Origin of the sequence: Pseudomonas sp. PLMAX, assembly GCF_046042685.1 — a bacterium.
In the GTDB taxonomy this organism is placed as follows: Bacteria; Pseudomonadota; Gammaproteobacteria; order Pseudomonadales; family Pseudomonadaceae; genus Aquipseudomonas; species Aquipseudomonas putida_AE.
This window is the reverse complement of record NZ_CP064949.1, coordinates 2181590-2208573: the sequence shown is the minus strand read 5'-3', so window position 1 is coordinate 2208573 and position 26984 is coordinate 2181590. Positions and strand designations below refer to the sequence as shown.

The following is a 26984-nucleotide window of genomic DNA, read 5'->3' as shown; positions in this document are numbered from 1 at the left end:
ACTCTCATCGCCTTCGCGTTGCCCAAGCAAACGATCGTCCTCCACGCGCCAGCGCCCGGCTGACCTGCCTCCCTGGCCAATGCTCTAACCCAGTTTTTTTCAGCAGCCACTTCAGTGTGGAGGGACAAGTCATGCTTCAAGTCAACGTCACCCGCAAAGCCGACGAAGCCGAAGGTATCTGCAGTTTCGAATTATGTGCCGCGGACGGCAGCACGCTACCGGTGTTCGAAGCCGGTGCCCACATCGACGTTCACATTGCCGACGGCCTCACCCGGCAGTACTCCTTGTGCAACGATCCCAGGGAGCGCCATCGCTACCTGATCAGCGTGCTCAAGGACCCGAACTCCCGGGGCGGTTCCAAGGCCATGCACGAGCAGGTACGGTCAGGGCAAACGCTGACCATCAGTGCTCCGCGCAACCTTTTCTCGCTGGAGCACTCAGCCAGCCGACACCTGCTGTTTGGCGGTGGCATCGGCATCACGCCCATGCTGGCCATGGCCTATGAGCTTTCGCACCAGGGCGCCGACTTCGAGTTGCATTACTGCTTTCGATCCAGCGACCGCGCGGCGTTCGTTGCGCTGCTGGCGCAGACGCCTTTCGCCGATCGCATCAAGCTTCACGACGACAGCGGCTCGCCCATCCAGAAGCTGGATGCGCCCACCTTGCTCGCCACACCCGACGCTGGCACCCATCTTTATACATGCGGGCCGGGCGGTTTCATGAACTACATCCTCGACGCTGCGCAGAACGCGGGCTGGTCCCAGGACCGCGTACACAAAGAGTTCTTCGCCGCAGAACCTGTCGATCAAAGCGCCAATGCCCCCTTCGAAGTCGAGCTGGCACGCAGCGGCCGGGTCTTTCAGATTCCTGCCGAACGTACGGTGTTCGAAGTGCTGGACGAGGCCGGTATCGAGATCGAGTCATCCTGCGAGCAAGGCGTCTGCGGTACCTGCGTAACCCGGGTTCTGAAGGGCATACCCGAGCACCGGGACCAGTTTCTGACAGTGGCTGAACAGGCCGCCAACGACCGCTTTACCCCCTGCTGCTCTCGCGCCAGATCATCGCGCCTGGTGCTGGATCTCTGAATCGAACAACAACATGAAACCTGGAGAACACCCATGAACATCCAGTCGCTTGCCGAAGAAATTGCAGCGCCGGCCTTGCCTGACTTTCCCCTGAACCAGTGGTACGTCGCTGCGCTGGGTTGGGAGTTGAAGGACAAACCCGTGGGCCGCACGCTGCTCAACAAGCCTGTCGTGCTGTTTCGCAAACCCAGTGGCGAGGTCGCCGCGCTGGAAGACCGCTGCTGCCACAGGGCACTGCCATTATCGAGCGGCACACTCGAAGAATCCGGCATTCGTTGCGGCTACCATGGCCTGCTGTACGATGAACGCGGAAAATGCGTCGAGATCCCTGGCCAGGACAAGATTCCGAGCAAGGCCAAAGTGCCCGCCTACCACGTGCGTGAGCAGGACCAGATCGTCTGGATCTGGTTTGGCAGCGAGTCACAATCGGAGCCGACCTGCGAGCCGCCGACCTACCCTGTCCACAGCAGCGGCAAGTACCTGTTCGACGGCAACGTTTACCACTACGACGCGCCTTACCAGCTGATTCACGACAACCTGATGGACTTGAGCCATCTGGGTTATGTCCACCTGCGCACCATCGGCGGCAGCGCCAGCATCCACATGAATGCGCGGATGAGTGTGGAAAGTGAAGGCGATGTGGTGCGGGTCGTGCGCCACATGCCGGACTCCGTTCCACCGCCCACCTACACGGCCGCCTACCCGTTCAAAGGCACCGTGGACCGCTGGCAGGAAATCGAATTTCACGTCAGCCATCTGCGCATCTGGACCGGAGCGGTAAATGCCGGTACCGAGGACCTGGACGACCCCGATCGCGGTGGTTTCCATATGCGCGGATTCCACGGGGTCACACCCGAGACTGCAACCACCAGTCACTACTTCTGGACCATTGCCACCAACCCCGAAAGCGATCCGGAAGCCATCAAGGCCAAGGTGGTTGAGCAAACGATATTGACCTTCGATGAGGACAAGGTGGTGATCGAAGACCAGTACCGGAACATGTGCCGGTTTGGCGTGCGCCCGATGATCGACATCCATGTCGATGCCGGTGCCAATCGCGCCCGCCGCATCATCGAGCAACTGCGCCAATCCACTTCCTGAAGTACCCAGCGCACGCGTACCGATTAAGAGTGCGTGCGCATTTTCCGGGCCCTTGCATGCTCCACTGACCCACAAAAACAAGAAGGTATCGACATGTACTCACTGCAATCCCTGCTTTGGCGGGGTGGTTTCGGCTGCCCGTCGTTCACACCTACTGCCTACCCACAGCCTCGGAGCCTGACGCCATGAGCCAGTCGATTGGGCAACAGCTGGACGAAAAACCCATGCTCAGCTTCCAGTGGGGCGTGATTGCGCTCTGCTTTCTGATCAACATGCTCGATGGTTTCGATGTATTGGTGATGGCGTTCACCGCCGCTTCCATTTCCGCCGACTGGGGCCTGAGCGGCACTCACCTCGGCTACCTGCTCAGCGCCGGGCTGGTCGGCATGGCGATTGGCTCGCTGTTTATCGCGCCCTGGGCCGACCGCATCGGGCGACGGCCGCTGATCCTGCTGTGTGTCGGCATTGCCGGGCTGGGCATGCTGGCGTCATCCAGGGCGACCTCCCCGGAAATGCTCGCCGTTCTGCGCCTGATCACCGGGCTTGGCATCGGTGGCATCCTGGCCAGCAGCTACGTCATCGCCGGGGAGTACGCCAACAAGAAGTGGCGCAGCCTGGCCATCAGCCTGCAATCCACGGCCTATGCACTGGGCGCCACGATCGGCGGCCTCATCGCCGCGCAGATCATCCCGTCCCTGGGCTGGCGTTCGGTGTTCTTTTACGGTGGCGTAGCGACGCTGCTGACCCTGCCCATCCTTGCATTCTGGTTGCCCGAGTCCCTGGCTTTCCTGCTGTCTCGCCAACCCCGGCGTGCGCTGGAACGTATCAATATCCTGCTCAAACGCGTGGCGATCACCTCGCTCGAGCGTTTGCCCGAGGTGTTGCAGGACGCCAGGAAACCGCTACGGGCGACCTTTGCAGAACTGTTCTCGCCAGCCCTGCTGCGCTCGACCTTGCTCGTCTGGTGCGCCTTCTTCCTGGTGATGTTCGGCTTCTACTTCGTCATGAGCTGGACGCCGAGGCTGCTGGTGTCGGCCGGCCTGTCGAATACGCAGGGAATCACTGGCGGCGTGCTGCTCAACGTCGGCGGCATTCTCGGCACTTCGCTGATCGGCCTGCTGGCGGCACGCTTTCGTCTGTCCCGGGTACTGATGGCTTACCTGGTGATCAACGCGGTACTGCTGGCCATCTTCGTGCAGTTCACCACCCACCTGAACCTGGCCTTCGCCCTGGTCCTGCTGATCGGCATCTTTGTGAACGGCTGCGTCGCCGGGCTCTATGCTTTGACCCCAAGCATCTACAGCGCCACCCAGCGCGTCACCGGCCTGGGTTGGGGCATCGGCATCGGCCGCGCCGGCGCGATCCTCTCGCCATTGGTGGCGGGCCGGTTGATCGATGCCCAGTGGCAGCCCGCCGACCTTTACCTGCTGTTTGCCCTCTCGTTCGTCCTCGCCGCCCTCGCCGTCTGGCTGTTGAAGCCACAACGGCTACTGCACCTGAGCACCGCCACCAACGCCTGACCCGTCTAACCACAAGAACAAGAACAGGACACCTCACATGCACAACCGAATCGAATGCCCATGGCTCTACGGCCTGGGCATGGCGGCAGCCTGCGCCTCTTCCACCGCCTGCGCAGGCTTCGTGGACGGCAGTAGCGCCAGCCTGACTGCACGCAATTTCTACCTGGATCGGGATTACAAAAGTACCAGTCCGTATTCGGCCGCCCGTGAGTGGGCCCAGGGTTTCATCCTCAGGGCCAATTCTGGTTTCACGGACGGGACGGTCGGCTTCGGCCTGGATCTTACCGGCATGCTCGGGCTCAAGCTGGACTCATCGCCCGATCGGACCGGCACTCAACTGCTGCCCTACGACCCGAAGACCCGCGAGGCCGCAGACGAATACTCAGAGCTGGGCGTGGCGCTCAAAGCGAAGATCTCCAAGACCCGCCTGTCCATTGGCACGCAGTTCCCTGCCCTGCCGGTTATCACCGCGAGCCCTGCGCGTTTGCTCCCGCAATCCTTTCGCGGCGCCTATGCGGTTTCCGAAGACATCGACGACCTCACGCTGCACACCGGACGCATGGACCGCGTGAACCTGCGCGACTCCACCGACTATCAGCCCATCTCACTGGCGTCGCCCAATGGCCGCTTCAAACCCGGCGCCAGCTCCGAACGCTTTGACTTCATCGGCGGCGACTATCGCTGGTCCGACACGTTGACGCTGCGCTATTTCCACGCCGAACTGAAGGACATCTACACCCAGGACTTTGCAGGCGGCATCCACCTGCTGCCCCTCGGCCCTGGCAAGCTGAAGACCGATGTGCGGGTCTACAGCAGTCGGGAGAACGGTCGGGCAGAAGCCGGCAAGGTGGACAACCTCAACGCTGGCGCCATGTTCAGCTACCAGATCGCAGCCCACACTTTGGGCCTGGGGTACATGTACCAGACCGGCGACACGGCGATGGCCTACATTGCCGGTGGGGAGCCGACGGTGCTCAGCGATGGCACCATGAGTGCAGACTTCGTCAACCCGAAGGAGCGCACCTGGGTGGCGCGTTATGACTACAACTTCGCCGCTGTGGGCCTGCCGGGGCTGACCGGCATGGCCCGCTACTTGAGAGGAAGCCCCATCGACCTGCCTCATCTGGGGGGCAGCAACCTGACGGAGTCCTCGAAAGACCTGGAGCTGGCCTATGTCATACAGTCAGGCCCGGCCAAGAACCTCGCCCTGCGCCTGCGCCACGCGTTGTATCGCAATGAGCAGAGTGCAGCCTCGACATTCCGCAGTGACAACGAAACCCGGATCAATGTCGACTACACACTCAAGGTCTGGTGACTGACGGCAGCAAAAGCGTCTGCCCTCATGCATCCGTACGGGTGCATGAGGGCAACCCGGTCAATGCGGTGGGAACACCACGCCGACCCGCTCGGCATACTTCAACCAGGCAGCCTTGAGCCGTTGCACCGTCTCGGGTTGGGCGGCCGCCAGGTCGGTGGTTTCGCCGCGATCCTGGGCCAGATCGAACAATTGCCATTGCGGCGGCTGCGCGTTATCGCCAAAACCTGCTTGGGGGCGCATGCCTAGCAGTTTCAGGTTTCCCTCGCGGTAATAGGCATTGCCAAACAGCTCGCCGGCCAGGCTATCGTCAATGTGCGGGCTGCCCTTGCCGGCAAGCATCGGCAGCATGGATTTGCCGGTAATCGGGTGTTTACCTGCGTCCGTTGGCGCTTCGATACCCGCCAGCTCGAGGAAGGTCGGCGCCAGGTCATCCACCCGCGCAACCCCGCGTTCCACACCCTGGCGACGCAGTGACTTGGGCAGTTGAACGATCGCCGGCACGCTGATGCCGCCTTCTGCGGTGGTGCCTTTGAACAGGTGGAAAGGTGCCGCGCTGACTTCAGCCCAGCGCAGGCCATAGTCGATCTGCGAACCCTTCTGCCCGAGGTTGGCATAGCTATTGTCGGTGTGTGGGCCCGGTGGATAGAACTGGGCGTGGTTCTCCCCTGCCGCGCCGTTGTCCGACATGAACACGATCAGCGTGTTGTCGTACTGCCCGCTTTTGCGCAGGTAGTCGACCAGGCGGCCAATGTTATGGTCGAGGTTGTCGACCATGGCGGCGTAGATTTCCATCTTCCGCGCCTCGACCTTTTGCTGCTCAGGGCTCAGTTGCTCCCAGCCCGGCAGCTTGGGATTCACCGGTAGCGGCTTCGCCGGTTGGGCATCGCCCGCCATCAGGCCGAGTTTTTTCATCCGTTCGATCCGCGCCAGCCGTACGCTGTCATAGCCCTGGTCAAACCGACCTTTGTACTTGTCCAGGTACTCCTTCGGTGCTTGCAGCGGCCAGTGCGGCGAGGTGAACGCCGCATAGGCGAAAAACGGCTTGCCGTCCTTCTGGCTGTTTTGCAGGTAGCTGATCAGTTTGTCGGTGTAGAAGTCCGAGGAATAGAAATTCTCCGGCAACTCCACGGCCTTGCCGTTTTCCCGGTAGTGCACTTGCTCGATTTTTGCCGGGTCGACACTGGCGGGTTTGAAGTGCGACGAACCGCCCTCCAGCAAGGTAAACGACTGCTCGAAGCCGCGCTGATCCGGTCCCTGGTCCGTCTCCAGACCCAGGTGCCATTTGCCGACCATGAGGGTGCTGTAGCCGCCCTGTTTCAGCAGTTTGGCGATCGAATAGGAACGTTGGTTCAGATAGCCCTCGTAACCCGGCTTGCCCCGTTGAAAGGGTTGCAAGGCTTCCGCCATGGTGCCGAGTCCGGCGAGGTGGTTGTCCGTGCCGGACATCAGCATCGAGCGGGTGATCGAACAGGTCGGCGCGGCGTACAGGTTGGTGAACTGCAAACCGTCCTTGGCCAGTTGATCCAGGGTGGGCGTATTGATTTCGCCGCCATAGCTGCCCAGGTCGGAATACCCCAGGTCATCGGCCACGATCAGCAGGATATTGGGCTTTGCCGAGTCAGCGCTGGCCGCCATGGCCAGGCTGCTACTCACTGCCAGCACGGCCGTCAGTAAGGTTTGAGGCAGACGCAAAAGAGGCATGTGTTCTCTCTTATTGTGTTGATCGAGGAGGGTTTCCAGCGCGGCTTACTCTTCGAAGATCGCCACCGCGCGAACAAACCCCGCCGAAGCATGCTTGATCTTGTAGGGGAAACACGACACCAGAAATCCACTGGCCGGCAAGGATTCCAGGTTGGCGAGCTTTTCCATTTGCCCATAACCGATATCGCGCCCGGCCTTGTGCCCTTCCCAGATGATCGAGGCATCGCCGTCGGCGGCAAAACGCTCGCGGGTGTATTTGAAGGGGGCGTCCCAGCTCCAGGCATCGGTACCGACCACCCGTACCCCACGCTCCAGCAGGTACATCGTGGCTTCACGGCCGATGCCGACGCCGGCATCCAGATAACCCGGCTGGCCAAACAACGCGCCGGCACGGGTGTTGATCAGCACGATATCCAGCGGCCGCAACACGTGGCCGATACGCGACAGTTCCGCTTCGACCTCATCGGCGGTCACCACATGACCGTCCGCCATGTGCCGAAAGTCCAGCTTCACCCCCGGTTGCAGGCACCAATCCAGCGGCAACTCATCGATGCCAAAGGCCGGCTGACCGCCATCGGTGGTCGAGGCGTAATGCCAGGGCGCGTCCATGTGCGTGCCGCTGTGGGTGGTGATGTGCAGTCGTTCGGCGGCCCAGGATTCATTGCCCGGCATCTGTTCGAGCTGCAAGCCGGGGAACATCGCTGCCATTTCCGGCCAGCCTTGTTGGTGATCCATGTAATCGATCTTCGGCAGCAACGGTGGCGGATCGGTGTAGGGGTTGTTGTCGAGGGTGACCGAGAGGTCCACGAGACGACGTTTAGGCTTGGTTGGCTGTGACATGAAAGGTCTCTCCGGTCAGCGGCAGGTGTCGGGGGGCCGCGGGGTTAAGGGCATTGCGCACCAGCGCGGCAGCATTGCGGTCATGGCTGAAACCGGCGGCACGGGCTTGTGGGGTTTTCAGGGGGGGCATGCGCCCGAACAAGGCTTCCAGCCCGGCGTCGGGGGAAAAACTGATCAGCCTGCGGCGCTCCTGTCCATAACGCTCGGCCAGTGCGTCGATCACCTGGGCGATGGACAACTGCAGCACCGGCAACTGCCATACCCGCTGAGCCCCGAGCACGGCGCCATCGAGCTCGGCCGCGTGGATCAGGTTGTTCACACAGCAGCGCGCCGACATCCACCAGGCCGTCGCCGCTGGCGAGACCGGGCATTGATAGGCTTCACCCTCGGCAAACGCGCGCATCAGGTCGCTCATGAACGCCGACCGCAAGCCATTGGGCTCACGGGGCCGGGCGACGATGCCCGGCAGGCGCAACGCACGACCGTCGACATCGCCGCGCCGGGCCAGGTCGCTCACCGCGCTTTCGACCATGGCCTTGTGCGTGCCATAGGACAATTGCGGGCGCAGCTCGGCGGCCTCGCTCATGCGTTCCGGCAGATGACCGCCGTACACCGCGACGCTGCTGGCATACACCAGGACCGGTGGCTGGCTTTTGTTGCGCAGTTGGTTGAGCAGTTCCAGGCTGGCCAGCAGGTTGACCTGATAGCCCAGTTCGTACTGCTCTTCAGCCGCGCCTCCGGGAATGCTGACCAGATGGAACACCACGTCGATGCCGTCGGCCAACACCCGGCGCATCAGTGCGGGATCGGTCACGCTGCCGAAATGACGGCGCAGACGGGCGTCATCCGGCAAACCCTGCAAGTCCCTGTCCAGCACCAACAACGAACCAATGTGCTGGCCGCGCAAACTGCCCCGCGCCAGCAGGCAACGCACCAGCTCTCGTCCGACAAAACCATTGGCTCCGGTAATCAACACTCGCATAGAGCGCCCCTCAGCCCTGGGCCTGAACGACACGTTGATCGATCGCGCCGAACAACGACTGGCCATCGTTATCCAGCACGTCCATGTGCACGCGGTCGCCAAAGCGCATGAAGCCGGTTTGCGCGGCGCCCTGCTCGATCATCTCGATGGCGCGACGTTCGGCGATGCAGGCCGACCCGGCACTGCGTTCGGCATTCGACACGGTGCCGGAACCGATCAGGGTGCCAGCGCCCAACCGGCGAGTCAGCGCGGCATGGGCGATCAACTGGCCAAAGTTGAAATTCATCTGGCCGCCGTGGGGCTGACCGAACCATTGGCCATTCCAGTGCACCTGCAAAGGCAGATGCACGCGACCGTCGCGCCAGGCGTCACCCAATTCGTCCGGGGTAATGGCCAGCGGGGCGAAGCTGGACGAGGGTTTGGCCTGGAGGAAACCGAAGCCCGTGCGCATTTCCCGGGGGGCCAGGGCGCGCAAACTGACGTCGTTGATTTGCAGGATCAGCTTGATGTGCTGCAGCGCCTGTTGCGCGTCGCAGCCCATCGACACCTCATCCACCAGCACGACGAATTCGCCTTCGAAGTCGATGCCCTGGCTCTCGCTCGGCAACGCGATGTCGTCGCGCGGGCCGATGAAATCGTCACCGGCGCCCTGGTACATCAAAGGTGTGTGTTCGACGCCGTCGATGGGGTCGAGGTTGAACGCTTTCTGCATCAGCGCACCGTGGCTGAGGAAAGCGGAGCCGTCGCACCACTGATAAGCGCGGGGCAACGGCGCCATGGCCTGGGCGGGATCGAATGCGAAAGCGTCTGCCGCTGTGCCCGCATTCAACTCACTCGACAGCGCCTGCAAGCGCGGCTCGACGCTGCTCCAGTTCTCGATGGCCTGCTGCAAGGTCGGCGCCACGGAACTGGCGTCCAGTGCCCAGGCGAGATCCCGCGAGACCACGACGAGCTGTCCATCACGACTGGCGTTTTTCAGGGTGGCGAGTTTCATGCGGATGCTCCTTGGGCAGGGCTCAACTCAGCCGCGAAGCGTCCGTCGAGCAGGATGAAGACCATGCGCGCCATCGCTTCGGTGCGGTTGCTCCAGGCATGGTTGGTGCCGCGTTGCACCACGACGTCGCCGCGCTTGAGGTGCACTTCTTCCTCGTCCAGTACCAGCCACACTTCACCCTCGGTGACGATGCCGTAGTCGAGGGTTTCGGTGCGGTGCATCAACTTGTGCCGGGAGTCGGCTTTGCCCGTGCCAGCGTGGGATTGGCCAATTTCGGCGAACACTGCCGCGGCACTTTCAGCGCTGACCTGGTTCTGCACGCTGTCCGGTGGAATATCCACCACCCGAATCACGCTACCCAGGGGGCCGGGGCTCAGTTGCAGGGGTTTGCTGCTGGGATCACTGGCGTTGTCCAGCAACGCCGGGCTGGTGCTGCTGTTCCACAGTTCATGAAACACCGTGCCCGGTACCGACGCCAGCGGGAACACGTTCGGCGTCGGCCCGTTGCTGGCGACGATGGCCTGGCCATGTTCATCGTGCCCGGTGACCACTCGTTTGAATTCAGGAAGCGTTTGCATGGGAAATCCTCGTTCACTTTCCGTCGCCGGTGGTGGTGCCACCGACAACAACATTCGCGTGGGGCACCAGGCCACCGAGCCGAGGTACGGCCAGGCAGAACACTGCCACCAACAGTTGCAGGCCACCGACAATGGCCAACGCATGGGGTAGCGCAGTGACGACGCCACCGGTCACGCCGAGCACCACCAGGGGGCTGATGAATTCGCCGGCGAAGATGGCCGCGGTAAAACACCCGGCCGCCCGCCCGCGTTGATGAAAATTGACTTGCGCCATGATCCAGGTGATCAACGTCGGCAGCATCAGGCCAATGCCCAGGCCATTGATGGTCACGGCGACCACGACCTGCACATGGGTCAAGGCGTCCGCCATCAGCAGCCCGCCGCTGCCCGCCAGCACGTAGGCAATCAACAACATGTGCTGCCCACGCATCCCGCTGAACAGGCGAAAACTCAACGCGCCAATGAGCACGCCCAGTTGATTGGCGCCCATGGTCATGCCGATCTGTTGCGGGGCATCCACGTGCAGCAGGTTGAGCAGGTATCCGGCCTGCACCGGCACGATGAACAGGCTCAACCCTGCCAGCAGCGACAGCCCATACAGGGGCGTGAGCGCGCGCCACGGAAACTGGCCGGCGGGCAGGAGCCGTGTGGTTTGATCGGGTTGCGCAGCGGCCTGTGGCTCCCACAGTTTCCAGGCCATCAGCGGCAGGAAAACCAGGCCCACGGCGTACAGCGCAAAGGGCGTGCGCCAGTCGTTTTGCCCGAGGAAGCCACCCAGCGCGATAAACACCGCCGCCGACAACGAGGTGGCGACCATCTGCAAGGCAAACAGGCGCTCCCGCCGGGCGCCGCTGTAGTAGTCACCCATCAGCGTGGTGCAGCAGGTCATGATGCCCGCCTCGGCCAAACCGATGCCCGCACGGCTGAGCACGATCGCCGGCAGCGAGTCGAGCCACAGCGGCAGCACGCCGCAGAGCACGTACAGCGACATGCTGGCCAGCAGCAACGGCTTGCGCCCCAGGCGATCGGCGATCAGCCCGGCGAACGGCGCCAGCAGGGCAATCACCAAGGCCGGCAAGGTCAACACCACAGGCACCAGTACGCTGCTGCCGGGCACGTCGGCGAAATGCGCCTGCATCCGCGGCAGTACCGGGGCCAGCAGTACCGCGCCCAGCACCGGCAGACAACTGCCCAGCAGCAACAACAGCGATTGCACCCATCCGGCCTTTCGGGTGGAGTTTTCTACAAAGGCGTTAGCGACCATGGCACTGCTCCTTGATGCGCAGGTGTGGAACGTTGGCTAGCACCGCCGTCTCGGAACCCGCGACATTACGCACCGTCACTGGCCCCTGCGCCTCGCTACGCGCGGGCAACAGGAAGTACGCCAGCGCAGGCAGCAATACCAAGGCGCCAACCATGTTCCAGACGAACATGAAGGCCAGCAGCACGCCCATGTCGGCCTGGAACTTGATCGGTGAAAACGTCCAGGTCGCGACACCGATGGCCAGGGTGATACCGGTCAGCATCACCACCTTGCCGGTGGACACCAGGGCGCGGTAATAGGCTTCGGACAGGCTCGCCCCTTGGCGCAGATGGCCGAGGAGAATGCTCATCACGTACAGCGCATAGTCGACACCGATGCCCACGCCCAGGGCGATCACCGGCAGCGTGGCGACTTTCACGCCGATGTTCAGCCAGACCATCAAGGCTTCGCAGAGGATGGACGTCAGCATTAACGGAATCACCGCGCACAGCGTGGCGCGCCACGAGCGGAAGGTGATCAGGCACAGCAGAATCACAGCGCCATACACCCAGATCAGCATCTCGCGGTTGGCTTGTTTGACGACGATGTTGGTCGCGGCTTCGATGCCGGCGTTACCGGCGGCCAGGAGGAATTGCACCTCGTCGGTATTATTCACCGCGGCGAATTTTTCCACGTGCTCGACCAGGCGGGTCAGCGTCTCGGCCTTGTGGTCGGTGAGGTAGGCGTACAGGGTCAGCAGGCTGCAGTCTTCGTTGTACAAGCCGCGCGGTGCGCTGGCGGTGATCATGTTGAGCATCGCCTGGTTGTTCTGCAGCTCGTACCACTTGGGGTTGCCTTCACTGAGGCCGACCAGCATGCGCCGGTTGAGCAACGCCAGCGAGTTGGTCGAGTCCACCCCCGGCAAGGCGCGCAGCTGCCAGTCCAGGGCATCGACCTTGGCCAGGATGTCATAGCGCGCACAGCTGCTGGCCGGGGTTTTCACCATCACCGCGAACAGGTCGCTGCTGGCGCCGTAATGACGGGTCAGGTAGGCATCGTCCTGGTTGTAGCGCGAGTCCGCACGCAGCTCCGGCGCACCGGCGTCGAGGTCGCCGATTTTCAGTTGCAGGCTGACCACAAAACCGAGCGCCGCCAGCGCCAGGCTGATGGCGATGCACAGGCTGGCCCAGCGACGATGGGTGAACAGGTCGAGAAAACGCCAGAAGGCATGGCGTGTCTGTCCGGTTTGCTCGGCCTGTTCGCTCTTCAGGCTCAGTTGCGCCGCGCGCGGTGTCACGCCGACATAGGAGAGCAACACCGGCAGCAGGATCAGGTTGGTGAAGATCAACACTGCCACGCCGATGCTGGCGATCACCGCGAGGTCTTGAATGACCTGGATCTTGATCAGCATCAGCACCGCAAAACCCACGGCATCACACAGCAGCGCCGTGAGGCCGGCGAGGAACAGCCGGCGGAAAGTGAATCGCGCCGCCACCACCCGGTGCATGCCCCGGCCGATGTCCTGCATGATGCCGTTCATTTTCTGCGCGCCGTGGCTCATGCCGATGGCAAACACCAGGAACGGCACCAGCACCGAGTACGGGTCCAGTTGGTAGTCCAGCAAGGGCAGCAAACCGAGCTGCCAGACCACCGCCACCAGCGAGCACAGCACCACCAGCACGGTGCTGCGCAGGCAGCGGGTGTACCAGTAGAGCACGGCGGTGGTGATCAGGATCGCGACGGCAAAGAACAGCAGGATCTGCTTCAGGCCGGCAATCAGGTCGCCGACTTTTTTCGCGAAACCGGTGATGTGAATGTCGATGTTGGCGTTTTGATAAGTGCTGCGCAGGGTCTCCAGCTGTTCAGAAAGCACCGCGTAATCCAGCGGCTTGCCGTCGGTGGTGGCGGCCAGCAACGGCACGTAGATGATGCTCGAGGTCTGGTCGAACGCCACCAGTTGCCCGAGTTCATTGGAGCGTTGCACATTGCGCCGCAGTGCGTCGAGGTTGGCGGCGGTGCCACTGTAGTCGTCCGGGATCACCGGGCCGCCGTCGAGGCCGTCTTCGGTCACGGCGACCCAGCGGGTGGCCGGAGTCCACAGCGACTTCATGTACGCGCGGTCGACGCCTGGCAGCAGGTAGAGTTGGTCGCTCAGGGCCTGCAGGGTCTTCAGGTACTCGGCGTCATAGATATCGCCGTGACGGTTGGCGACCACGATGCGCAAGGCATTGCCCAGGCCGGTGAGCTGTTTCTGGTGCTCAAGGTAGTTGGCAATGTACGGTTGCTGCGTGGGGATCATCTTTTCAAAGCTGGCGTTGAGCTCGATACGGGTGGCTTGATAGCCGAGCACCAGGGTGGTCAGCACACACACCAACAGCACCCACAGGCGGTGGTTGAACAGCGTGCGTTCCACCACCGAACCGGAGCGCGGATCGAAATTCGCCAGGCTGGCCGTGGCGTTGTCGAAAGACTTCATAACCTCACTCCGAAGCGGTAGCGATTGACGGCGAGATGCGCGTCAACCCGGTGAAACCCGCCAGCGTCAGGCTGCCGTCGGCGGCCTGGACAACACTGGCAACGGGCTTGTCGAGCGGTTTGCCATAGGGCTTGAGCAATGCGCCGGGCTGGCTGTTGGTGCGAAACAGGGCGCCGCTCTGGTTGACCAGCAGCAACTGGCCGTCATCGGTGCGGATCGCATCGCTGAACGACACCGGCATAGTCACCGGCGCGGGCTGGAAGCTCTCGCCCAGGTCGCTGGAGGCAAACGCGTTGCCCTTCAAGCCAGCCACCAGCAGCACACCGTCATCGCGCATTTGCAGGGTGAAAAAACTCCCCGCGTAAGGGCTTTGCAGCTGGGTGAATGACTGGCCGGCATCGTTCGAGCGAGCGAGGTAACCCTGCTCGCCGGCCAGGAACCAGTGCGTTCCCTGTTGCGCGATGGCAGACAAGTGCGCGCCCATCGGGTTATCGATTTGCCCCATGACGGATTGCCAGGTGGTGCCGCCGTCGTCGGTGCGAAAGGCCAGGCCGTACGCTCCCACGATCAGGCCATGCCGGGCATCGACGAACTGCAGGGCGAGAAACGGCTTGTCGGCACCCTCGCCGGCCAGCCGTTCAGCCGTTTGCACCCGCGCGGCGGCGGCATCATGGTCGCTGGCCGAAGGCAATTGCGCTTTGGCGGCGTCCAGCTCAAGTTGTGCCGCACGCAGGCCGTCCAGCTGCATGGTCCAGTGCTCGCCCCCGTCACGAGAGGCCAGCACAACACCGCCATGACCCACGGCCCAGCCTGTGTTGGCATCGACAAATTGCACCGACGTCAGGCTGACCGAAACCGGCACCTCGGCCTGCCGCCAACTCATGCCGTTGTCATCGGACAGCAGCACGATACCCCGCTCCCCCACCGCCACCAGCCGCGCACCCGCACGGGCCAGGTCCAGCAGCACCGCGGACTTGGCTTGCGGCGCCTGCATGGCCGGCGTAGAGAGCGCATCGCCCACCGCGGCGGCCTGCACCAGGCTCAACGGCAATGCCAGAGGCAGCGCCACAAGCCACATCAGTCGACCAACCACCTGACAGAATCTGTTCATACCAACCTCGAAAAACCGTTTGAAACCGGATCACGCCGGGCTAGCCGTGATCCGGTCTGACTCAGCGAACCCCGGCACCCGCCATCGCCGCCGGCGAGAACTCGGAGGCCCTGTAGCGATCCACCATGCCGTACTGCTCAGGCAGGCCGGTGTAGACGTTCTGGATGAACCAGGCGCCGGAGGTCAGGTCGTAGAAGCCCGAGGACAGTTGCGCTTGCGCGGGCAGATCCGGCATCACCGCCGGCAACGACCACAGGGTCTTGGCCAGTTGGCCGTTGGCGTCCCAGCGGTCGCCCAGCATGGCTTGCCAGGTGTCTTCATCGAGGTAGTAACGGCCCTTCGGCAACTGGTGACGCTTGCCCGGTGCCAGGTCGGCCTCGACCACCCAGACCCGGTGCAATTCCCAACGCACGTAATCGGGGTTCATGTGGTGGGGCAGGAACAGGTCTTCAGGTTTGGCGGCGGCTTGCACTTTGTTGGTGTTGTAGGGGATGTACATCTCCTGCTTGCCCACCAGCTTCCAGTTGAAGCGGTCCATGCGGCCCTGGAACACGCTCAATTCGTCGAACGACATCACCCCGGCGGTCGCCGGTGTCGGCGTATCGCAGCAGGCATTCGGCAGCTTGCGCACACGACGTTGCCCGGTCAGGTAGACGTGCGCCTGGGACAGGTCGCCGTTGATGTTGGTGCGGCCCATGATCTGCTCGCCGGCACGCAACGGTGGTCCGACGTTGAGCAGGCGGAACAGCCAGTAGTCACCGGCAAACGACTCAGGCGTGCCTTCCTTGTAGTAATACGGCATCTCCTGGATGGCCTGGCCGTCGGTGGTCATGACCTGCTTGCCATCGGCGGTCATCAGGTAGTGACGGAAATGCATCGACACCGAGGTACCGCGCCAGTTGAGCACGTGGTTCCACATGGCTTCGGCACCGTTCTGCGGGATCGGGAACGGGATGCCGCCAAAGGCGCCTTCGGGCACGGGGCCGGCGCTGCTGTCGACCAGTTTGGCGCGGGTGGCGTTTTTCAGGGTGTTGTCATACACCCACTGCGGCGCGGCGGCGGTGCGCCGGGTCGGGTAGACGTCGATGCGATAGGAGTCCGGGAAACGCTTGAACATTTCCTTGGTGCCATCGCTGAGTTTGCCGGCGTATTGCGCGAGGTTTTTCGAGGTGATGCTGAACAGCGGCTTGTCCGCGGCGAACGGATCGGAACGCTTGCCGCCTTCCTTGTACGAAGGATCGACCTTGGTGTAGCCACCGTCCCAGGCCGGGATGGAGCCGTCGGCATTGCCGGCGCGCTCGGCGCCAAAAGGCGTGAGGTTTTTCGACAGCTTGGCGGCATCTTCCGCTGTCGCCGCCAGCGTCAGCTGGCTGCACAGAGCCAGGCTACCGAGCAGTGCAAAGCCCAGGGCCTTGAGGGTGAAGGCTGCGGTTTTCTTGTTGTGGGTCATGCGCAAGTCCTCTTAAAACGTGGTCTTGACGGAGAAAGCCAGGTAGTCCCGGTCTTTCAGCGATTGCTTGTAATTGAACTGGCTGGCGGCATTGAGGTTGGTGTCCTCGGCGCCGTAGTAATGCGTGTAGGTCAGGCCGGCGGTGACGCGATCCAGGTAGGTGGCGGTGATGCCGATGTTCATGTCGCCGCCGTTGTCCGGGCCGAAGGAGCTGACCACCGCCGATTTGCCCAGGGGGAAGTAGCTGAGGCCGACCGGGATACTGATGTCGATGCCGGAGAAGAACTGGCGGTAGGTCGGGGTGTAGACCACCTTGAAGCCGAGGCCGTCGTCGGTGGCATTGGGGTCGAGGGCGGCACGGTTTTTGGTGACGCTGAGCAGGCGGTTCCAGGCGATCTCACCGACCAGCCCCGATTCCCTTGCCAGGAAGTTCGGCCCGAACGAAGCCAGCACGTTGAGGTTGACGTGGGCGGTACGGCCAACCGCGTAGAGGGCGTCGTCATCGTTGTCGGCGACCACGCCGGGCAGGACGGTCTGGCCGTTGGAAACCAGCGGCATGTTCCAGCGCATCGAGGCTTCACCGGCGAAGCTGTACTCATCAACGGTGGTGGAGAAACTGGCACCAAAGGCGCGAATGTCTTCCGGGTACACCCAGTAGTACTCGCCGATCTGGCCGGTACTGAAGTTCGGTGTGCCGGTGGACGGCTTGAGGTACAGCTTGGGGGTCTTGTCGTGGTACTGGATCGCGTACAGGCCGTACTCGACCGTTTCCGCGCTGTACTTCAACTGCAGGCCGCCCTGCCCCGAACTTTTCGCTTCCTTGTCATTGCCATGGAAGAACGCCGCCGGGCTGGCGGGATTGCCACCGAGGAACGGAGGAAACGGCGCACCCACGATCAGGCGTTCGTTGCCTTCACCAATGGTGTCGCTGGTGGAGAAGTAACTGCCGGCACCGGGCAGGCGGGTCTCTTCCCATTCCAGCTGGTAGAAGGCACCGAGCGACACGTCGTCGGTCAGTTGGAAGGTGCCCGACAGTTGATTGACCGGGCGGGTGATTTCCTTGAACTGGGTGTTGGGCACCGACTGCGCCTTCACCACGTCGACCGGCGCCATGCCACCGGCAATACCGTTGGCCCCGAAAAACAGGCTCTCGCCCCAGATCAAGCCGTGGCGGCCGGCACGCACGGACGTGGCGTGGTCGGCCAGCTCGCCGTTCCAGTACACGAACGCGTCGAGCAGTTCCCCTTTACCCCCGTGCAGATGGCGGGTGTCGTCGGTGAATTCGTCGTAGGCCACGGAACGGGCGTTGGCCCGTGCCGGGTCGTCGTTATCGTTGTCCTGCTGGTATTCGGTGTCGTACCAGGCGGCGCCACTGAGGCGCGCGCCGACGTCCTTGAACGACATGTCCAGCTCGGAAAGGATGTCCGTGCGGTTGGAGATCAGGCCCTTCTTGAAGGCCCGGTCGCCGTCGTCCTGGTTGAGTGCCACCTGGCCCTCGCTCAGTTTGCTGCTGGGATTTTGCGTGCGCCAGGCGGCGCTGTACTTCACGGTGTTATCCCAGCGCAGTTTGAAATCCGGATTGCCGGTATCCACCGAAAAGGCGTGGGCCGCCTGGCTGCACAGCACCAAGGCCGCGGCCAGGGTGAAACCAAAGGGTGCAGACGTGCTGACCGGGCGGCGCGCAGGCGTCGCAGTCGTGGAACTAACCATCGCGTTAACCTCTTGTTTTTATAGTGGTAACTGCTGTGGGTGAATCAGATGGGTTCGGCCGTCAGCGCGAGCATCTGCTTGACAAGGCCGATGCGGTCGAACTCACGGTCGTGCTGCATTTCCTTGTCGCCGGCCAGCACCGAGCTTTCGCTGATGAACTTGCAGCGCTCGAAACGGCGCGCCATGAAGCGCTGCAGCTGTTGCTCGACGCTGCCGTCGCGGGTCAGTTCTTCGCTGAGCACGATGGCATCTTCAATCGCCATGCCGGCCCCCTGGCCGAGGTGCGGCGTGGTCGCGTGGGCGGCGTCGCCGATCAACAGGACGCGGCCGCGGTACCAGGACTCGTCGACGAAGACCACTTCCATCGGCTTGTAGACCACCTGGCTGCTGTCGGTGATTTGCTCACGCAGTTCGCCGATGAGGCCGGTGAAACCCTGCAAACGCTGGCGCATCTGCTCGGCCAGCGTCGCCGGGTCCATCCACGGGTTGGACGGTTCGTGGGACGTGAGGAACAGGTACATCAGGTCACCGGCCAGCGGCACCAGGCCGGCGTTGCCTTCGGCACTCTGGTAGTTGGCGAGGTGATCGATCTGCGGGTCACGCGGGAAGTTGTAGCGCCACACCGACTGGCCGGTGAAACGCGGGGTGTAGGTGTCGCCGAAGATCAAGTCGCGAACTCTGGAGAACAGACCGTCGGCGCCGACCACCAGGTCGTACACAGCGCCAGTGCCATCGGTGAATAGAACATCGACGCTGTCGCCCGTGTCGTTCAAGGATTCCACGCTGAGACCCAGGCGTACCTGCGCGCCCAGTTCCAGCGCCGTTTCGCTGAGGACCTTGTGCAGCGCCAGGCGTGAAATGCCGACGTTGGCCGGGTACGCAGGCCCTGCCAGTCGTTGACCCGGGATGCGCGCCAGTTGCTGGCCGGCCGGGCCGTAGATGGCGACGTCTTCAAAGGCATACGCCGCATCGAGATACCCATCCAGCACACCCAGCTTGGCCATCTCGCGGACCACGTTGCTTTGCTGGATGATCCCGACGCCGTACACCGTCCACTCTGACTTGAGCTCGATCAGATCGACCTCAATGCCCTTGCGCCGCAGTGCGATGGCCGCGCACAAACCACCAATGCCACCGCCCACGATCAGAACTTTGTTCACTGCACTCATGGTTTTCTCACTTGTTATTCTTGTGATTCGATGCAGCGTCGGGCACTGCGTCGTTGGGTCCAGCTTCCCGGCAAAGCAGGGATTTGACTAATCGCGAGTAAGGATGCGATGTATCTGCAAACGCGATACCTCAAAACGGGGAGACGCGCATTCAATGCCGGGCATTTGCAGCACCAGCCACCCCTCCTCCACCCGCCACGCCAGCGCCTCCAGCTTCTGGCCAAGACAGGGGCCGTAGACGCATTCGCCGGTACTCGGCAGAAACTGCGCACCGTGGGCGTAACAGACGATCAACTGGCCGTCGGAGGATAAAAAACGGTCCTTGCGGTACTCCAGGCGTACGTCCAGATGCGGGCAACTGTTGCGATAAATCCGCACCTGGCCGTCGTGCACCAAGGCAAAGACACTGTCTTTGCCGCGCTGCAATGGATCGAATCCGCGCGCCTGCCCTTCCACCAGTTCGTCCATCAGGCACAGGTAAAAATCCCGTTGGCTCATGGCAGACACCCGTGTTCAACCCTGTTTGGGTGGCGGGCCGCCGGGTGCCCATTTCGCCTTCGAATTGAACAGGAACAGCTGCGAGTTATCCGCCGACAACGGCGCGCGCCGGGCCTCCCAGGCGTCATCGTGCTTGTCCATGTCGGCGTCGTATTCGATGTGGCAACCCAGTGGACTGTTGAAGTACCAGAACCAGTTGGAGCCAAAGAGGTGACGGCCCGGGCCCCAGAAACTGGTCCAGCCTTTTTGCTCGAAACGCGTGCCGGCCAACAGCACTTCGGTGCCACTGCCCATGTGAAAGGTGAAATGCTCGCAGCCCTTCATGTGCGGCGGGGTCTGGATCATGAACAGGCAATGGTGATCATCGGAACCTGCGGGGCGCATGAACGGCCCGGCGCCGATAAAGGTGTCGGTGGTCCGAAAGCCCAGGCGCTCGGCGTAGAACGCTTCGGCCTTGGCCGCGTCGGGAACGAAATACACCACGTGGGACAAGGTGCGGGGCACCGCGCTCATGTCCAGGGTGATGCCAGGCTGGTTCAGCGGGCGCTGCGGCGCATGGCCGGCGGCGTTGGTCAGGTCGTCCGGGGCGTCGTACGCCTTGCGCACGGTGACCTGGAAAGCGATCGCGAAGCCCATGTCGTCGACGCTGTGCAGCACGCCGTTTTCCCGGGAGACCTGGCGGTCTCGCGCCAACTCGTCCTCGATGGCGTCGAGGTCCGCCACGCTGGCAACGCCGTAGACGGTTTCGCGAATCGACGGCGCCGGGCCGATGGCCGCTGGCAGGGTCGGATCGTCCGCACGGCGAATGATCACGGCCGTGCCGTCGAGTGCTTCAAAACGCCCGCCATCGCTGTCGACGTCAACCGGCGCAAGGCCGTAGTCACGCAGGCAATCGGTACAGGCTTGGATGTCATCGACGCCAAAGATCAGGGCATCAAGGCCAATGATGTTCATGGCTTACCACTCCATTGAAATTATGATCCGGAGACTGCTCGACCAGGCCGTTCAGCTGCGCATGGAATCCGGTGGTGGTGTCGGCCAGAGGTCCGACTGCGGCGAAGAGTGACGTGCGGTTTGGCAGCTGACTAATCGCGAGTGGGGATGCGACCTATCGGCAAACGCGATACCTGAAGGCGCAGGATGAAGGCGTGAAGACGGGGTTGACGGGACGATCAATTCACCGGAATGTATCGTGAAAATAAATACAACAGCGGACATGCCTGATGCGTTTCAACCACCTGGATCTCAATCTGCTGGTGGCACTCGATGTATTGCTCGAAGAGCAGAACATCACCCGTGCCGCCGAACGCCTGCACATGACGCAGTCCGCAACCAGTGGCGTGCTCGGGCGTCTGCGCAGCTATTTCGAAGACGAACTGCTGGTGCAGGTGGGGCGCAAGATGCAGCCCACGCCCTACGCCCAGGAGCTGGCCAAACCGATCCGCGAAGTGCTGCTGACGATTCAATCCTCGATCACCGCCAAGCCGGTGTTCGACCCCACCACCAGCAAGCGCCACTTCCGCCTGGTGACCTCGGATTACCTGATCAGCGTGCTGTTTGCCCAGGTGATACAGAAGATCCATCAGGAAGCGCCGAACATCACCTTCGAGATGCTCGGCCCCGGCGACAACTCCGGCGAGTTGCTGATTCGCGGCGAGGTCGACCTGATGATCGTGCCTGAGCGCTACATCATCGACGGCCATCCCCACAAGCTGCTGTTCGAGGAAGAACACGTCTGCGTGGTGTGGGCTGGCAATACCCAGGTCGGCGACAGCCTGACCCTTGAGCAGTACATGGACATGGGCCACGTTTCCGTCGGTTTTGGTCGCACCCGGCACTTGAGCATCGAAGAATGGTTCATGAACCAGTACGGCTTCAACCGCCGCATCGAAGTGATCACCAACGACTTCAACACCCTGCCGCAACTGGTAGTCGGCACCCAACGCATCGCCACCATGCACCAGCGCCTGGCGCGGTTGTATGCCCAGCACCTGCCGCTGCGTATCCTCAATCCGCCGGTGAAGATTCCGGTCATGCGCGAAGTCATGCTCTGGCACCGCAGCGTGGACGGCGACCCGATGCACCGCTGGCTGCGCGAGCGCATCAGCGAGTTCATCCAGCATCTGGAACAGGATCCTATCGCCGCTCGCGATACCTCGCATCCCGAGTCACGATTGGTCAATTAGCCGGGGCGTCCTTAACGTGCCTTGAACGCTCAAGGCAACCACAAGGACAACAACAATCATGTTCCGTTATTTCCCGACCAATTACGTGTGGAATCTTTCTGTCAACCTGGCCATTGAGATGGGCGCCCGCATCGGCGAAATCGAAGAGATGTGCGCGCCGCTGCAGGAAGCCGCCCAACAGCCGGACGCCGCTGGCACCAAGGCATTCCGCGAAACCTGGGCAAAGATGGCCGACAAACTCTGCGGCCTGGCCGAGGAAGACGAAGGCAATGGCCGGCTGCTGTCCGCCGGTGAAAAGTACAACCGCGCCGCCACCTATTACCTGACCTGCGAACGCTTGCAGGCCCATGGCGCGCCGGGCCGTACCGAGTTGTACCAGCGTTTTTTGCAGACTTTCAAGCGCGGTATCGAACTGTCGCGGGAGAACTGCGAGCGCGTTGAAATCCCCTACGAGGGCAAACATATTTCCGGCTTGCTGGTGCGTGCCGAAGGCGTGACCGGTCCGGCGCCAATCCTGGTGCAGGTCAACGGACTGGATTCGACGAAGGAAATGAAATACCGCGTCGGCCTGCCGGCCTGGCTGGCAAAACGCGGCGTCTCGTCGTTGATCATCGACCAGCCCGGCACCGGTGAAGCCTTGCGCCTGCACAACCTGATTGCGCGCTACGACAGCGAGCACTGGGCCAGCCGCGTGGTCGACTGGCTGGAAACCCGCAGCGACGTGGATGCCAAGCGTATCGGCCTTGAGGGTGTCTCCCTCGGCGGTTATTACTGCCCGCGCGCCGTGGCCTTCGAGCCACGGTTTGCCTGCGGTGTGGTGTGGGGCGCGAACCATGACTGGCGCGATGTGCAAAAGCGTCGCCTGGAAAAAGAAGGCAGCTTCCCGGTACCGCACTATTGGGCGCACGTGCAGTGGGTGTGGGGTGCAAAAGATATGGATGAGTTCATGGCCATCGCCGAGAACGTCCACCTGGACGGCGTGCTGGACCGGATCAAGGTGCCGTTCCTGGTGACCCACGGTGAAAAGGATTCGCAGATCCCGCTGAAGTGGGCACAGCGTACTTACGAGCAACTGGTCAACAGCCCCAAGCGTGAACTGAAGATCTTTACCGAACGCGAAGGTGGTGTGCAGCATTCGAGCTTTGACAACAGTATCAACGCGGGTCAGTACATCGCCGACTGGGTTACCGAAAACCTGGGTGGCCATACGGCTTGACCGGCCCCGTCTGACTTGCCGCGATGGCGGCATAACGGCCACCACCGAATCGCCAGCAAGCCGGCTCCTACAGATTTGTGTCGTACCCAACAATCCGCATGCAGCCCAAAACCTGTAGGAGCTGGCTTGCCAGCGATGGCGGCATAACGGCCACCATCGAATCGCCAGCAAGCCGGCTCCTACGGATTTGTGTCGTACCCAACTATCCGCATGCAGCCCAAAACCTGTAGGAGCTGGCTTGCCAGCGATGGCGGCATAACGGCCACCATCGAATCGCCAGCAAGCCGGCTCCTACAGATTCGTGTACCGCCCAACAATCCGCAGGCACCCGAAAACCTGTAGGAGCTGGCTTGCCAGCGATAGCGTGCTGAACGAATTCAGTTAGGCGCACGTGTCCCATGGAACGAGCTGATCTGCCAACCCTCTGCGCCCAACGTCCAGACCTGGGTTGCAAAGCCGTCGCCGCGAATCGACTGCTCGCCACCGCGCTTGCGCAAGGTGTTGCATTGCGTGCCGGTCATCACCGCCAGGTGCTCGCCGTAAAAGCGGATCTGCAACTCGCCACGCTCAATGTCCAGATACTGCACGGCGCTTTTTGCGTACTCCAGATAGTCCGCCTTGCCTTGCACCAATCCGGTGGTATGCACATACACGAGGTCATCGGCGAACAGCTCGGCGACGCGTGGGTAGTCTTCTTCAACCAGGGCCCGGCGGCGTTCCTGCTCAAGTGCCAGGAGTTGGTTTTTTACGGCTGCGGTGGTCATGTCAATGGCTCTCTGTGGGTGATGAGCGCGCACCATAGACTTGCAATCCGACCTGTAAAAAATCGTCGATCACGATGCCAGCCATCGCCACTCGCGATACCCACCCCCTGATCTCACCCTGCGCCGCAAAGGCCCCGCCCCTAGTGGGATTGAGCAGCTATCGACGCCATCAATACCCGGCCATTGATGCAAGTTGCTGGTGGCGCCCGTGGCCGCACCCTAGCCTCACTTTGCATAACAATCAGCCAAGTGAAAACGCCATGAATGCCCTGCACCTCAAATGCCAGACCCTGTTCGACGGTACTGGCCTGCATACCCGTCAACAGCAAACGCTGGTCGTGGAAAACGGCCTGCTGACCTACGTCGGCCCGACAGCCATGGCGCCGCAGCCACAAGCGAGTGACAGCATTGTCGATGCCGGCGATAACTTTGTCATGCCAGGCCTGGTGGACGTGCACACCCACCTGGCCTTCGGCAACGCGCAGAGTGAAGAAGACATCGATATCTGGACCAGCGACGAATTCCGCGCGCTGCGTGGCATGTTCTTCGCCCAACATGTGCTGGCCGCCGGCGTGACCAGCATGGTTTGCCCGGGCGATAGCGGCCAGCTCAGCATTTCAGTGCGCAACGCAATTGCAGCTGGCCTGTTCGAGGGTCCGCGCATCGCGGCCAGCAGCCGGGTCATCACCAATCGGCAGAGCCTCAATGACTGGTTTCCGAGCCGCGTAGGAGCTCCGGAATACTTCACCGCGCGCCTGGTCACCAGCCGCAGCGAAGCCCTGGCAGAAATCCGCAAGCAGGCGAAGGATGGCGTAGACCTGATCAAGATCGCCATGGACGGCACCCATCGTCGCCCGAACGGCGAAATCATCGCGGCGTTCACCGCCGAAGAAACCTACGAGATGGTCGAAGAAGCCCATCGCCTGGGCTGCAAAGTGGCTACCCACGCCTATGGCCGTGAAGCGGTGATGTACGCCGCACGCGCGGGTGTCGATCTGGTGTTCCACGCCTTTTACATGGACGACGACTGTATCGAGGCCTTGCTCGAAGCGGGCAGCATCCTCGCGCCGACCATGACCTTCCCGCAGAACACCGTGGATTTTTGCCAGCCCCACGACCCGGCCATCACCACCGGGTACGCCGGTTACTGCGCGCGCACGCTGGAAGTCGGTTCGGCGGTGCTCAAACGTGCCAAGGCGGCCGGTGTGCCGTTCGCCTGTGGCAGCGACAGCGGTTTTGCCGTGACACCTTATGGCGAGTGGCATGCCCGTGAGCTGGAACTGCTGGTCACGCGCCTGGGCTTCACGCCCGCCGAAGCCCTGTATGCCGCCACCGCCGTCGGTGCGCGCTGCATGCCGCGGGGTGAAACCATCGGCTCCCTGGAAGTGGGCAAGCAAGCGGACTTCCTGTTGCTCGACGGCTCGCCGCTGCACGACATCCGCATCCTCCAGGACCGCTCGCGCCTCAAGGCCGTGTACAAGGCCGGTCAGCCGGTGCGCATGGAACGCAGCCCCTACAACCCCAAGCAAGTGTCCGATTTCAACTCGTTGAAGTGGACTGACCTGTACACCCGCGACCGGGTTGCCCAACTGGGCAAGTGGGCCGTATGAGGATCGATATCATGCACACACTTGATCTGACCACAGCCACCCAGATCGCCAGCAGCGCGATCCGCATCGCCCGGGAAACCGGGCTCAACCCCCTGGCCGCCGCCGTGCTGGATGCAGCGGGTCATCCGCTGGCGGTCCTGCGCGATGAACAGGCCAGTTTCCTGCGCCCACAGATTGCCACGGGCAAAGCGCGCGGCTGCCTGGGAATGGGCTTCGGCGGACGGGAACTGGCACGGCGTGCGCAGGCCATGCCGGCGTTCTTCGATGCGATCAACAGCTTGACCGGCGGCGAGGTGATTCCAGTCGCTGGCGGTGTGCTGATTCGAAATGCCGAGGGGAAAATTTTCGGCGCCATCGGCATCAGTGGCGACACTTCGGACAATGATGAGCGCTGCGCCATGCAGGCGATCGACCAGGCCGGTTTGGTTGCCGATACCGGTGATCAGCCCGCGGGTTAATCAAGCGACGCGGCCTGCTCCAGCAACAGGCCGCGAAACCACATCAGCGCTGGATCGCGCTCTTGATACGGGTGCCATTGCAGCACCTGTACGGCGTCCGGAAAAGCCAGCGGTGCAGGGTGAATGCGCAGTGGATAACGCTGGGCAAAACGTTCTGCCTGCCGGCGAAACACAGTGGCAATTCGCGCGGTACCGACTATGAACTCCGGCATCAGCGCGAAGCTTTCAACAGCCACCGCCACCCGCCGATGAACACCCAATTCATGCAGATGCACGGCATCCATGGCCAGGTTTCGCCCGTCGGCGAACTCACGCACCACATGTTCGGCGGCGCAGTAGCCCGTCAGGCTCAAACCCTCGGCGAACTGAAGCTGCTGCGCACAGACGATGCAACACAGCTGGTCACTCATCAAGGGTACGTGGGGGTAAGCAGGGTTCAACCGCCGTTGCGGCACAATCACACAATCACTGCGCCGATAGTCGAGCGCTTCGCTGACCACGTCACCATCGCGCGGCACAGGCAAGTCGCGCAGGCTCAAACGCACACCCGGCGCGACGCGCGCCAACGCAAGACTGACCGCTGGCAACAGCACCCCGGCCACGTAGTCCGAAGCCACCAGGGTAAATTGCCGAGTACAGGTGGCCGGGTCGAAATTCATCGGTGCATCGACAATCTCCCGCGTCAGGGCGAGGGCTTCCTGCACCTTGGGCATCAGCTCCAGCCCCAAGGCGGTGGGTTCCAGCCGCCGCCCGACCTGCACCAGCAACGGGTCATTGAAATGCTCGCGCAAACGTCCAAGCGCCGAGCTGGTCGCTGACTGGCCCAGGCACAGTCGTTCAGCGGCCCTGCTGACGCTGCATTCGCTCAACAGGGCATCGAGCGCTACCAGCAGGTTCAAGTCAAGACGTCGATACCGCATGCTGTTTCCGCTGCAAATGGATGGCAGTGGCAACTCTAATGACCCGGGTATAAC

Annotated in this window: 23 protein-coding genes; 8 read left to right on the top strand and 15 right to left on the bottom strand. The window is 62.4% G+C overall.

Annotated elements, in window-relative coordinates:
• The first annotated feature begins 131 nt into the window (after nt 1-131).
• The 4 genes from DKB71_RS10115 to DKB71_RS10100 all read left to right on the top strand — a co-directional run bounded on the left by DKB71_RS10115 (nt 132) and on the right by DKB71_RS10100 (nt 5021).
• Nucleotides 132-1085: a PDR/VanB family oxidoreductase gene (locus tag DKB71_RS10115; protein ID WP_408600250.1), complete on the top strand. Its 954-nt coding sequence runs from the start codon at nt 132-134 to the stop codon at nt 1083-1085.
• A gap of 33 nt (nt 1086-1118) precedes the next feature.
• The gene (locus DKB71_RS10110) at nt 1119-2186 is read left to right on the top strand and encodes a Rieske 2Fe-2S domain-containing protein (protein WP_408600249.1); all 1068 of its coding nucleotides are present in this window, start codon (nt 1119-1121) and stop codon (nt 2184-2186) included.
• Nucleotides 2187-2371: 185 nt separating this feature from the next.
• On the top strand, nt 2372-3706 hold the full coding sequence (locus tag DKB71_RS10105; protein ID WP_408600248.1) for an MFS transporter: 1335 nt from the start codon (nt 2372-2374) through the stop codon (nt 3704-3706).
• A 37-nt stretch (nt 3707-3743) separates the two neighbouring features.
• Complete coding sequence (locus tag DKB71_RS10100; RefSeq protein WP_408600247.1) at nt 3744-5021, top strand: OprD family porin; 1278 nt, start codon at nt 3744-3746, stop codon at nt 5019-5021.
• Nucleotides 5022-5081: 60 nt separating this feature from the next.
• On the opposite strand, the gene DKB71_RS10095 is transcribed toward DKB71_RS10100, so the two are convergent.
• The 13 genes from DKB71_RS10095 to DKB71_RS10035 all read right to left on the bottom strand — a co-directional run bounded on the left by DKB71_RS10095 (nt 5082) and on the right by DKB71_RS10035 (nt 20730).
• Complete coding sequence (locus DKB71_RS10095) at nt 5082-6725, bottom strand: arylsulfatase (protein ID WP_408600246.1); 1644 nt, start codon at nt 6723-6725, stop codon at nt 5082-5084.
• 45 nt (nt 6726-6770) lie between these two features.
• Nucleotides 6771-7565, bottom strand: coding sequence for a cyclase family protein (locus DKB71_RS10090; protein WP_408600245.1), 795 nt, complete (start codon nt 7563-7565; stop codon nt 6771-6773).
• Nucleotides 7543-8547 carry an NAD-dependent epimerase/dehydratase family protein gene (locus DKB71_RS10085; protein ID WP_408600244.1) on the bottom strand — a complete coding sequence of 335 codons (1005 nt, stop codon included), beginning with the start codon at nt 8545-8547 and terminating at the stop codon, nt 7543-7545. The genes DKB71_RS10090 and DKB71_RS10085 overlap by 23 nt, the downstream gene beginning before the upstream one ends.
• 10 nt (nt 8548-8557) lie before the next feature.
• Entirely contained in the window at nt 8558-9541 is a 984-nt protein-coding gene (locus DKB71_RS10080) for a fumarylacetoacetate hydrolase family protein (protein WP_274077834.1), read from the bottom strand.
• On the bottom strand, nt 9538-10119 hold the full coding sequence (locus DKB71_RS10075) for a cupin domain-containing protein (RefSeq protein WP_408600243.1): 582 nt from the start codon (nt 10117-10119) through the stop codon (nt 9538-9540). Before DKB71_RS10075 ends, DKB71_RS10080 begins: the two co-directional genes overlap by 4 nt.
• Before the next feature lie 13 nt (nt 10120-10132).
• Nucleotides 10133-11383, bottom strand: a complete 1251-nt coding sequence (locus tag DKB71_RS10070; RefSeq protein ID WP_408600242.1) for an MFS transporter — start codon at nt 11381-11383, stop codon at nt 10133-10135.
• The gene (locus DKB71_RS10065) at nt 11373-13838 is read right to left on the bottom strand and encodes an efflux RND transporter permease subunit (protein WP_408600241.1); all 2466 of its coding nucleotides are present in this window, start codon (nt 13836-13838) and stop codon (nt 11373-11375) included. Before DKB71_RS10065 ends, DKB71_RS10070 begins: the two co-directional genes overlap by 11 nt.
• Before the next feature lie 4 nt (nt 13839-13842).
• Nucleotides 13843-14949: a WD40/YVTN/BNR-like repeat-containing protein gene (locus tag DKB71_RS10060; RefSeq protein ID WP_408600240.1), complete on the bottom strand. Its 1107-nt coding sequence runs from the start codon at nt 14947-14949 to the stop codon at nt 13843-13845.
• Between the two features lie 61 nt (nt 14950-15010).
• Nucleotides 15011-16399 (bottom strand): DUF1329 domain-containing protein, encoded by a 1389-nt coding sequence (locus tag DKB71_RS10055; RefSeq protein WP_274077839.1) that lies wholly within the window; start codon nt 16397-16399, stop codon nt 15011-15013.
• A gap of 12 nt (nt 16400-16411) precedes the next feature.
• Nucleotides 16412-18109 (bottom strand): DUF1302 domain-containing protein, encoded by a 1698-nt coding sequence (locus tag DKB71_RS10050; RefSeq protein ID WP_408600239.1) that lies wholly within the window; start codon nt 18107-18109, stop codon nt 16412-16414.
• A gap of 44 nt (nt 18110-18153) precedes the next feature.
• Nucleotides 18154-19278 carry an FAD-dependent oxidoreductase gene (locus DKB71_RS10045; RefSeq protein WP_323609046.1) on the bottom strand — a complete coding sequence of 375 codons (1125 nt, stop codon included), beginning with the start codon at nt 19276-19278 and terminating at the stop codon, nt 18154-18156.
• Between the two features lie 87 nt (nt 19279-19365).
• The gene (locus DKB71_RS10040; RefSeq protein ID WP_408600238.1) at nt 19366-19776 is read right to left on the bottom strand and encodes a Rieske (2Fe-2S) protein; all 411 of its coding nucleotides are present in this window, start codon (nt 19774-19776) and stop codon (nt 19366-19368) included.
• Between the two features lie 15 nt (nt 19777-19791).
• A complete protein-coding gene (locus tag DKB71_RS10035; RefSeq protein WP_274077843.1) occupies nt 19792-20730 on the bottom strand; it encodes a VOC family protein in 939 nt (312 codons plus the stop codon).
• Between the two features lie 269 nt (nt 20731-20999).
• Here DKB71_RS10035 and DKB71_RS10030 point away from each other — a divergent pair, with 269 nt between their 5' ends.
• Nucleotides 21000-21962 carry a LysR family transcriptional regulator gene (locus DKB71_RS10030; protein ID WP_274077844.1) on the top strand — a complete coding sequence of 321 codons (963 nt, stop codon included), beginning with the start codon at nt 21000-21002 and terminating at the stop codon, nt 21960-21962.
• A 58-nt stretch (nt 21963-22020) separates the two neighbouring features.
• Complete coding sequence (locus tag DKB71_RS10025) at nt 22021-23178, top strand: alpha/beta hydrolase family protein (protein ID WP_408600237.1); 1158 nt, start codon at nt 22021-22023, stop codon at nt 23176-23178.
• Between the two features lie 377 nt (nt 23179-23555).
• On the opposite strand, the gene DKB71_RS10020 is transcribed toward DKB71_RS10025, so the two are convergent.
• A complete protein-coding gene (locus DKB71_RS10020) occupies nt 23556-23942 on the bottom strand; it encodes a nuclear transport factor 2 family protein (protein ID WP_323629225.1) in 387 nt (128 codons plus the stop codon).
• Between the two features lie 260 nt (nt 23943-24202).
• Here DKB71_RS10020 and DKB71_RS10015 point away from each other — a divergent pair, with 260 nt between their 5' ends.
• Entirely contained in the window at nt 24203-25552 is a 1350-nt protein-coding gene (locus tag DKB71_RS10015) for an amidohydrolase family protein (protein ID WP_408600235.1), read from the top strand.
• An 11-nt stretch (nt 25553-25563) separates the two neighbouring features.
• Nucleotides 25564-26010, top strand: a complete 447-nt coding sequence (locus DKB71_RS10010) for a GlcG/HbpS family heme-binding protein (protein ID WP_408600234.1) — start codon at nt 25564-25566, stop codon at nt 26008-26010.
• Here the strand turns inward: DKB71_RS10010 and DKB71_RS10005 are convergent.
• A complete protein-coding gene (locus tag DKB71_RS10005) occupies nt 26007-26930 on the bottom strand; it encodes a LysR family transcriptional regulator (protein ID WP_408600232.1) in 924 nt (307 codons plus the stop codon). The two genes, DKB71_RS10010 and DKB71_RS10005, sit on opposite strands and share 4 nt — an antisense overlap.
• Nucleotides 26931-26984 lie beyond the last annotated feature (54 nt).

Bases quoted from the DNA above. Each gene is read 5' to 3' on its own strand.
- DKB71_RS10115 (WP_408600250.1), top strand. From the start codon at position 132: ATGCTTCAAGTCAACGTCACCCGCAAAGCCGACGAAGCCGAAGGTATC.
- DKB71_RS10110 (WP_408600249.1), top strand. From the start codon at position 1,119: ATGAACATCCAGTCGCTTGCCGAAGAAATTGCAGCGCCGGCCTTGCCT.
- DKB71_RS10105 (WP_408600248.1), top strand. From the start codon at position 2,372: ATGAGCCAGTCGATTGGGCAACAGCTGGACGAAAAACCCATGCTCAGC.
- DKB71_RS10100 (WP_408600247.1), top strand. From the start codon at position 3,744: ATGCACAACCGAATCGAATGCCCATGGCTCTACGGCCTGGGCATGGCG.
- DKB71_RS10095 (WP_408600246.1), bottom strand. From the start codon at position 6,725: ATGCCTCTTTTGCGTCTGCCTCAAACCTTACTGACGGCCGTGCTGGCA.
- DKB71_RS10090 (WP_408600245.1), bottom strand. From the start codon at position 7,565: ATGTCACAGCCAACCAAGCCTAAACGTCGTCTCGTGGACCTCTCGGTC.
- DKB71_RS10085 (WP_408600244.1), bottom strand. From the start codon at position 8,547: ATGCGAGTGTTGATTACCGGAGCCAATGGTTTTGTCGGACGAGAGCTG.
- DKB71_RS10080 (WP_274077834.1), bottom strand. From the start codon at position 9,541: ATGAAACTCGCCACCCTGAAAAACGCCAGTCGTGATGGACAGCTCGTC.
- DKB71_RS10075 (WP_408600243.1), bottom strand. From the start codon at position 10,119: ATGCAAACGCTTCCTGAATTCAAACGAGTGGTCACCGGGCACGATGAA.
- DKB71_RS10070 (WP_408600242.1), bottom strand. From the start codon at position 11,383: ATGGTCGCTAACGCCTTTGTAGAAAACTCCACCCGAAAGGCCGGATGG.
- DKB71_RS10065 (WP_408600241.1), bottom strand. From the start codon at position 13,838: ATGAAGTCTTTCGACAACGCCACGGCCAGCCTGGCGAATTTCGATCCG.
- DKB71_RS10060 (WP_408600240.1), bottom strand. From the start codon at position 14,949: ATGAACAGATTCTGTCAGGTGGTTGGTCGACTGATGTGGCTTGTGGCG.
- DKB71_RS10055 (WP_274077839.1), bottom strand. From the start codon at position 16,399: ATGACCCACAACAAGAAAACCGCAGCCTTCACCCTCAAGGCCCTGGGC.
- DKB71_RS10050 (WP_408600239.1), bottom strand. From the start codon at position 18,109: ATGGTTAGTTCCACGACTGCGACGCCTGCGCGCCGCCCGGTCAGCACG.
- DKB71_RS10045 (WP_323609046.1), bottom strand. From the start codon at position 19,278: ATGAGTGCAGTGAACAAAGTTCTGATCGTGGGCGGTGGCATTGGTGGT.
- DKB71_RS10040 (WP_408600238.1), bottom strand. From the start codon at position 19,776: ATGAGCCAACGGGATTTTTACCTGTGCCTGATGGACGAACTGGTGGAA.
- DKB71_RS10035 (WP_274077843.1), bottom strand. From the start codon at position 20,730: ATGAACATCATTGGCCTTGATGCCCTGATCTTTGGCGTCGATGACATC.
- DKB71_RS10030 (WP_274077844.1), top strand. From the start codon at position 21,000: ATGCGTTTCAACCACCTGGATCTCAATCTGCTGGTGGCACTCGATGTA.
- DKB71_RS10025 (WP_408600237.1), top strand. From the start codon at position 22,021: ATGTTCCGTTATTTCCCGACCAATTACGTGTGGAATCTTTCTGTCAAC.
- DKB71_RS10020 (WP_323629225.1), bottom strand. From the start codon at position 23,942: ATGACCACCGCAGCCGTAAAAAACCAACTCCTGGCACTTGAGCAGGAA.
- DKB71_RS10015 (WP_408600235.1), top strand. From the start codon at position 24,203: ATGAATGCCCTGCACCTCAAATGCCAGACCCTGTTCGACGGTACTGGC.
- DKB71_RS10010 (WP_408600234.1), top strand. From the start codon at position 25,564: ATGCACACACTTGATCTGACCACAGCCACCCAGATCGCCAGCAGCGCG.
- DKB71_RS10005 (WP_408600232.1), bottom strand. From the start codon at position 26,930: ATGCGGTATCGACGTCTTGACTTGAACCTGCTGGTAGCGCTCGATGCC.